Source organism: Micromonospora sp. R311, from assembly GCF_056780015.1.
In genome coordinates this window covers 22358-29784 of the sequence record NZ_JBSWCE010000056.1, presented here as the reverse complement: position 1 = coordinate 29784, position 7427 = coordinate 22358, and the positions used below count along the sequence as shown (strand labels likewise).

The following is a 7427-nucleotide window of genomic DNA, read 5'->3' as shown; positions in this document are numbered from 1 at the left end:
GCGTACCTGCACGCGGTGGTGGTGCCGACGGCGGTCTTCGCCGCGCCGGAGGACTGGTCCGGCGGCACCGCCGACGGCGCCCTGCGACGCCGCATCGAGCGGGCCGGCACCGAGCTGGCCGACCAGATACAGCAGCGCCCACCCTCCACCGGCCCCGCCGACCCGTTCGCCCTCACCGGCACCTTCGAGGACCTCCTGGGCGGGCTGCGGGACGGCTGACCGCCCGGGCGGGATCCGGCACCGTGGTCGACGATGCCCGACCGGGGCAGCGGGCGGGTGCACCGATTGGCCGTTGACAGGCCCGTCCGGGGCGGGCTCACTGTCATGGAGCGCAGCACAGACTGTCCCTCGCCGCTGGCGCTCCGGCGCGGCCGTTCACCCACCGCCGGGCCGTGGATCCGCGAGCGCGAACTCCCGATCCGGCATGCCCACGCCGAGTCATGCCGCCGTCGGCTGATGCTGGCCTGCCGTTGCCGCGGCACGCTGGTGCTTCCAGTCCCGCGGCGAGACGCCATACGCCGCCTTGAACGTGCGGCTGAAGTGGGACGTGTTCACGAAGCCCCAGCGTTGGGCAACCGCCGACACGAGGGCGTCACGGCCGGCCAGTTCCCGGCGGCACTGCTCCAAGCGGCGTTGTTGGATCCACCGGCGCACCGTAATCCCATCCCGCTCGAACAGCTTGTGCAGATAGCGCACCGAGATGTGATTCGCCGCGGCCACACTTTCCGGAGACAGGTCCACGTCGCCAAGACGCGAGGAGATATAGCGCTGTATCCGGTGCATCAGCACGCCCTGCCCATCGCGGACGTCAACGGCCAGCGTTCCAGCCTGTTCCATAATCAGCGCGGCCAGCAGATCCGCCGTCGTTCCCGCAAGCCGCTCGCTGACACCGGGCACCAGCAGCGAGGCGCTGTCCGCGAGTCGGGCGAGAAACGGCGCGAGCAGCGCGCCCACCCCGCAATCCGTATGGATCGGCGAGGCGGTCACGCGGCGTAGGACATCCGACCGGATACCCACGGCGGTACGTGGCAGCCGGAACACCAGCGCACGGAAGCGCTCGGGCTGGTCAAGGACGTACGGACGGTCGGTGTCGCACACAAGGAGACCGCCCGGTTCCAGCCGGGTTTCCCGCCCGTCCTGAATCGCCAACGTGACTCCACTCAGTTGTTGGACGACGATGACGGACTCCCCCGGGCAGCGGGTGATCAGACGCATCGGGCGGACCACCCGCTGCGGATCGGCCTCGATCGCCGAGACTTGCAGAACCCCCACTTCGCCTGCGGTGATACTCGCCTGGAACGGCACCCCCCGCGCTACGGTGACGATGACGGGCGCCAACGACCGGCTCACCAACTCGTTCCAGCGCGCGAACTCCTCGTGGCGGGCGACATCGTCCCTGCTCACGGTCACGCTCACGGCTGGTCTCTCCCAGGCCGGATGCCCGCGCCCTGCCACCGTCCCGGCGTCTCGGGTGGGCTCAAGGACAGGCTTGGACATGGTGTGCTCCAAACGGTCCGTACAACAAGCTTGGGTATGCGTCAGTGGGCCAGTGCTTGGCTGTTGCGCCGCACCCGCCGTTCACGTCGATGCACCGGTCGTCGCCGCCAGCCGGGGGGGGGCAGGTGTCGTAGGTGTTGAGAGCCGAAGCAGGTCGGCGCCGGATGGTGGAGGACGGTCGGTGGTGGGTGCCGCCGCGGTCGCCCGTGACGACACCCACCGCGTGGATCAGGCCGTCGTGGCGGCGGTGACGATGATGTGCGTGACGGCGTCCGGACGGCTGATCATGGGCACGTGGGAGCTGCGTACTTCGGTGGTGCGGGCTTGGGCGCGGGCGGCCATGACCCGCTGAGCCTGCGGCGGGATGGTCTGGTCGTCCTTGGCGACGACGTACCAGCTGGGGATGGTCTTCCAGCCGGGCACGCCGGACGGGGTCAGCAGCGTCGACAGCGCGGCGGGCCGCTGGGCGGTGGCCATCACCGCTGCCTGCGCGGCGGGCAAATCAGCGGCGAACAGCCGCCGGAAGTGAGCTGGGTCGATGTAGCCGTCGGCATCGCCCTCCCCGGCACCGGGGAACGGGCGCAGGACGACGTGGTTGATCAGGTCGCTGTGGCCGCCGCCGAGGTCGTTGGCGGCCGCCACGGCCTCGCCTTCGTCGAGGGCGTACGCGGCGATGTAGACCAGGGCCTTGACGTTGTGGCTGCCGACGGCGGCGTTGGTGATGACCGCGCCGCCGTAGGAGTGGCCGACCAGCACGACCGGTCCAGTGATGGTGGACAGGAACGTGCGGAGGTACTCGGCGTCGCTGTGCAGGCCGCGCAGCGGATTGGCCGGGGCGTGCACCGGGTAGCCGCAGCCGAGCAGTCGCTTGGTGACCGCCGCCCAGCCGGACGCGTCGGCGAACGCACCGTGCACCAGCACGACCGTGGGCTTGCTCGCGTCCTGGCCGCTGGTCGATCTGCTGGCGGCGGCCGGGGCGGCCGCGACCAGCGGGACCGTGGCCACGCCGATCGCGGCGCCGGCGATCGCGCCCAGCAGTGGCCGGCGCGGCATGCGTGGCTCGCTCTGGTTATCGTTCATTACGGCATTTGCCTTTCGATGGGTGCGGGGGAACGGGAGGGCAGGCACGTCGGTGGGCCCGTTCGGCAGGGCCTGCCGCCGGGATGTGATTCAGCGCTTGAAGCTGTCGACGAACTCGAGCAGGTCGTCGCAGAGCTGCTGCTTGTGGGTGTCGGTGATGCCGTGCGGCGCGCCGGCGTACACCTTGAGGGTGGCGTCCTTGACGATCGCCGCGGAGGCGCGGCCGGCGGCCTCGATCGGCACGACCTGGTCGTCGTCACCGTGGACGACCAGAGTCGGCACGTCGAACCGCTTCAGGTCCTCGGTCAGGTCGGTCTCGGAGAACGCTTTGATGCAGTCGTAGGCGCTCTTGTGCCCGGACTGCATGCCCTGGAGCCAGAAGGCGTCCTGCATCCCCTGCGACACCTGTGTCCCCGGCCGGTTCGCGCCGAAGAACGGCCCGGCGGCGAGGTCCTTGTACAGCTGGGACCGATCCGCGATCGATCCCGCCCGCAGCCCGTCGAACACCTCGATCGGCGTACCGTTCGGGTTGTCCGGCGTCTGCAGCATCAGCGGCGGCACCGCCGAGATCAGCGCCGCCTGCGCGACCCGGCCGGTGCCGTGCCGGCCGATGTACCGGGCCACCTCGCCGCCGCCGGTCGAGAACCCGACCAGGGTGGCGTCCCGTACGTCGAGCGCCGTCAGCACCGCGGCCAGGTCGTCCGCGTAGTGGTCCATGTCGTTGCCGTCCCATGTCTGGGTGGAACGGCCGTGCCCGCGGCGGTCGTGGGCGATGACCCGGTAACCGCGCTCGGCCAGGAAGAGCATCTGCGCCTCCCAGCTGTCGGAGTTCAGCGGCCAACCGTGGCTGAACACGACCGGCCGGCCGGAGCCCCAGTCCTTGTAGAAGATCTGCACGCCGTCGTCGGTGGTCACGCAGCCCATTGAGGGCCTCCTTTTCTTGCCGTTACTGGGTGTGTCGGGATCAGGCGAAGCGGCGGACGAAGGCCAGGGCGCTATCGGCGACCTCCTGCCAGCCGCCGTCGACGGTGATCGAATGGCCGCGGTCGGCGATCTCCACGAACTCGGTGACGCCGTTGTTGCGCTGCTGCCGGTGGTACGCCGCCTCGGTGATCGCCCGCGGCACGGTGTGGTCCCGGGCCCCGGAGATGAACAGCAGCGGCCCGCGGTCGGGGTTCTCGGTGTCGACCTTCGCCTCGGTCCACGGGTTGAGGTTTGCCACCGCCGCCTGGAACAGCGGCGCGCCGGGCGCCGGCACGGCGAACGTCTCGTACAGGTACTTCGCCTCCTCCTCGCTTACCGCGTTGGCGAAGCCGTACCGGAACTGGTCGTAGGTCAGCGGCACCGCACGGTGCCAGTTCGCCGGGTTACTCAGCACCGGCGCCGCGGACCGCAGCGACGAGATCGGCAGCGGCAGCACGCCCTGGAACGGGGCGGGCGAGATCGCCACCGACGCCACCGACAGACCACGACCCGCGATGATGTTCGTCAGCAGACCGCCGAACGAGTGACCGATCACCGCCGGCTTACGGTCCAACCGAGCGATCACCGTGGCGTAGTGGTCGGCGACCTGACCGATGGTCTTGCCGGCGAACACCTCCGGGTGCGCGTTGGCCTCCTCGACGGTGTCCGGATCGTCGGGCCACCCGGGGGTGACCGCCGCGTAACCGGCCTGCTCGAACAGCAGGGCCCAGCGCTCCCAGCTGCTGGGCAGCAGCCACAGGCCGTGGATGAAGACCACCGGGGTACGCCCGGAAGCGTTCGCCCGCTCGATCTGCTCGACGGTGTGCGCCGGCAGTTGATGCTCCGACATGTTCCTTCTCCTTCGTGGGTGCGGGTGTCGTGGTGGTGGTGGTGGTCGGAAGGCTCGGCGTCAGCGGACCTGCAGGACCCGAGCGGCGGTGAGGACGATGTCGGCGACCGCGGTCGGCTGCGTGACGGTGACGGCGTGGGAGCCGGCGGTCTGGAAGGTGTGGAAATGGGCGCGGCGTGCCATGAACCACTGCGCGTCGGGATGCAGGCACCTCTCGTCGGCGGCGACCAGGTACCAGGACGGCAGCCGCCGCGTGGGCGACCGCGCCGGCTCGGTGAGGCAGGCCATCGCGGCGGGACGCTGGGCAACGCCCATCAACGCGCCGGCGGCCGACGGCAGATCCTGGGCGTACGTGTGGACGAACGATCCCGGGTCCAGAGCGACCTCCACCGCCCACGTACCGGTGTCGGTGCGGTAGGTGGGCGGTCGGAGCGACCCCGCCGACGGGGTCCGCGGAAGCCGGCCGGTGATCTCCTCCGCGCTCTCCCCCACGTCGAGCGCGAACCCGGCAGCGTGAACCAGGCCGACCGCGTTGTCAGCCTGGGCCGCGGCGTCGGTAATGACCGCGCCGCCGTACGAGTGGTCGACACCTGCCGGACCTGCCGGGCCACCGCCGACCACGACGACGCGTCGGTGAACAAGCCGACCACCACCAGCACCACCGCCAGCCTTACGGCGCCGATGGAAGTACCGGTCATGGCAAGCCCCTTCCCTGCTCGCCGCGGATCGCGGCATCCTTCGCTCTCGGGTGGGACCGTAGGCGCACCGCGGTGCGCAAACCGTGCGCAAACTCTGACCGGCTCACCCGCAGCGCCGTGGATGTAGATGACAAGGGGCAGCTGACCGGACAAGTCGGCCGGGCGCGCAATGCGGGCGCGACCCGTTCGCTGATCAGCTCCGCGGCGACCCGGCGTCGGGCCTTGCCAACCGCGTCCCCGGGTCTGACCGTGGTCAGCAGTGCCTTGGCCTGGCGGCGGACAGGCTCTTCTTCGCTCCACTGGGAATCAGCTCAGCAGCAGCTGGTGCAGCTGGGAGACCATCCGGGTGTGATCCTCACCGAGGGAGCGGCGTCGGTCGACCAGGATCCGCAGCAGAGCTAACTGCTCGTCGTTGACGACGGGGGGGCAGCCCGGGCCATCCGAATGCCGACCAGCGCAACGGAGTGGGGGTCGCTGGCGTCGGTCCTGCGTCCCTGCCCGGAGGCGAACACCCCCGCCCGGGCAGCTCACCGCCGCACCGTCCCCGCGGTAGCCGGCTGCGGTTCGCCACACCGTCAGGAACGTCTCCTGCAACACTTCCCGGACCAACTCCGGGTCCCGGCACCGGCGGCGCAGACGCAGCATCAACCACGGTGCGTTACGCGCATACAGCACGTCGAACGCCTCGCGGTCGCCCTTCCCGACGAGGCGCAACAGCTCCTCGTCGTCCACGTCCATCACACGCAAGGTTAGGACGCATCACTCGGCGAAACGGTTCTCTCCACCGCGCCACACGCATCGCGGACACCCATGGCGGTCTCCGTTCTCTACGCTGCTCCCATGGCAGCTCGCCGGACTCCGCTCCGACGTCACCTACCCCCGCGATCCCGGCACGGTCATCCACAAACGCCAACGCCCGCCGTGCCCGATCGCCTCGCCCGCAGTGAAGGACTCGGAGTGGATCGCTGAGTTCGCGGGCCGCGGCTGGCTGATCATCACCCGGGACCGCCACATCCAGGAACACCGCCTGGAAATCGCCGCCGTGCGAGAGCACCGGGCCAGGATGGTCACCCTGACAGCCGCCGACGCGGGCAGCGTCTTCGGCCAGTTGGAGGTCGTGATGAGCCGCTGGCGCGATATCGAGCGCTGCCTCGCCGAGCCGCCACCCTCCGTCTACGCGGCCACCCGAACCACAATGCGGCAGATCCCGCTGACCTGAAATGGTCGTGAACTGATCGTCTGGTTCCCCCGCCAACCGTCGCCGCGGCGGCTTGAATGGCGGTGTGCAGGTCGGCAAGGACGGACGGAGTTGGCGCATCGGCAGCGCCGCTGATGTGGTCTGGATCGCCGGTCACACCACCGCCGGAGTCTCGATCACCACCGCCATCCCGCCGATCTTCGACGCCTACGCCACCACGTACCAGCCCGACGACGTCACCGCCGGCGCCTACGAGCAGGCCCTGGTCAAGGACCTCGTCACGCACACTCCGGACCAGCCGTGGTGGCTGGCATACCTCGACACCGGCGCCCACGATGTCGTCTTCCCCCATGCCCCGCGAGTGTCGCTCTACTGGAACTGGCCGTACCTGCTGGTCGAGGCCGGCCCTGAGCAGGCCCTCACGTGGCGGACCGGTGGTCACATGCGCCACGCTCACGGCGCGCTACCCGATCTGTTCTTTCCCGCCGACCGGTCATGGCTGGTCTCCGCGCTCTGGGACGACACCTGGACCTGCCTCGGCGGCCCGGAACCACTGATCCACAACATCGAACGCGACCCCCGGGCCAACGCCCGCCGGGTCCGACCCGACGAAGACGCGCTGCCACCGGGGCTGACCCGCGAGTAACGACCAACGCCGACGCTGTCAGCCTCCCCGGGTCGGCGCGGCACGTCGCACGGGGGGCAATGCGGCGACACACGTGAAAGTGGCGGGGAGCAGCGCTTATGCACTTCCGCTGAGCTTCAGCAGGGGATCACAGCGACACGCCCGTGCGACCGGGGCAGGAGTTTCGGAACGAGAGAAGCCGCAGGTCATCAGTCTGCGGACACAAACGGAGCGTCGGGTTAGGAAACCGTTGCTCTATCCCCTGAGCTACGAGGGCGCGAGCGCCTAGTCTAGCGACCTGGGGGTTCACCTGGGGTGGCAGGGAGTGGCCCACGTTCACCCACGTCACCCGGACCCCTGTTCGCCCAGCCCAGGAGCACACCTGGAGCACACGAACCCCGGTTTGCGACTGGCGGTCGGCCGCGGTGACCCGCGTTGGCACCGGTTCACCCGGGTTGGCATCCGCTGGAGAGCACACACCGCGCACATCATCGGAGATCATGATGTGCGCTCCCT

7 protein-coding genes and 2 pseudogenes are annotated in these 7427 nt (G+C 69.9%); 3 read left to right on the top strand and 6 right to left on the bottom strand.

What is annotated here, in order from left to right; genetic code table 11:
• Positions 1 to 219: pseudogene (locus tag AC1WTP_RS31735) on the top strand (NADPH-dependent FMN reductase); the annotation flags it as partial.
• 219 nt (positions 220 to 438) lie between these two features.
• Here the strand turns inward: AC1WTP_RS31735 and AC1WTP_RS31730 are convergent.
• The 6 genes and pseudogenes from AC1WTP_RS31730 to AC1WTP_RS31705 form a co-directional block, all read right to left on the bottom strand.
• Positions 439 to 1416: a helix-turn-helix domain-containing protein gene (locus tag AC1WTP_RS31730; protein ID WP_481652918.1), complete on the bottom strand. Its 978-nt coding sequence runs from the start codon at positions 1414 to 1416 to the stop codon at positions 439 to 441.
• 309 nt (positions 1417 to 1725) lie between these two features.
• A complete protein-coding gene (locus tag AC1WTP_RS31725; protein WP_481652917.1) occupies positions 1726 to 2550 on the bottom strand; it encodes an alpha/beta fold hydrolase in 825 nt (274 codons plus the stop codon).
• A 117-nt stretch (positions 2551 to 2667) separates the two neighbouring features.
• Positions 2668 to 3615 (bottom strand): alpha/beta fold hydrolase, encoded by a 948-nt coding sequence (locus tag AC1WTP_RS31720; RefSeq protein WP_481652919.1) that lies wholly within the window; start codon positions 3613 to 3615, stop codon positions 2668 to 2670.
• Entirely contained in the window at positions 3542 to 4390 is an 849-nt protein-coding gene (locus AC1WTP_RS31715) for an alpha/beta hydrolase (RefSeq protein ID WP_481652916.1), read from the bottom strand. Before AC1WTP_RS31715 ends, AC1WTP_RS31720 begins: the two co-directional genes overlap by 74 nt.
• Before the next feature lie 60 nt (positions 4391 to 4450).
• Complete coding sequence (locus AC1WTP_RS31710) at positions 4451 to 5125, bottom strand: hypothetical protein (protein WP_481652915.1); 675 nt, start codon at positions 5123 to 5125, stop codon at positions 4451 to 4453.
• A gap of 491 nt (positions 5126 to 5616) precedes the next feature.
• Positions 5617 to 5829 (bottom strand): annotated as a pseudogene (locus tag AC1WTP_RS31705) (sigma factor); the annotation flags it as partial.
• Positions 5830 to 6031: 202 nt separating this feature from the next.
• On the opposite strand from AC1WTP_RS31705, the gene AC1WTP_RS31700 reads away from it, so the two are divergent.
• Complete coding sequence (locus tag AC1WTP_RS31700; RefSeq protein WP_481652914.1) at positions 6032 to 6307, top strand: PIN-like domain-containing protein; 276 nt, start codon at positions 6032 to 6034, stop codon at positions 6305 to 6307.
• 64 nt (positions 6308 to 6371) lie between these two features.
• Positions 6372 to 6932 carry a hypothetical protein gene (locus tag AC1WTP_RS31695; protein ID WP_481652913.1) on the top strand — a complete coding sequence of 187 codons (561 nt, stop codon included), beginning with the start codon at positions 6372 to 6374 and terminating at the stop codon, positions 6930 to 6932.
• Positions 6933 to 7427: the final 495 nt, after the last annotated feature.

Coding starts and splice junctions, on each gene's coding strand:
- AC1WTP_RS31725 (WP_481652917.1), bottom strand. CDS start 2,550: ATGCCGCGCCGGCCACTGCTGGGCGCGATCGCCGGCGCCGCGATCGGC.
- AC1WTP_RS31715 (WP_481652916.1), bottom strand. CDS start 4,390: ATGTCGGAGCATCAACTGCCGGCGCACACCGTCGAGCAGATCGAGCGG.
- AC1WTP_RS31710 (WP_481652915.1), bottom strand. CDS start 5,125: ATGCCGCGATCCGCGGCGAGCAGGGAAGGGGCTTGCCATGACCGGTAC.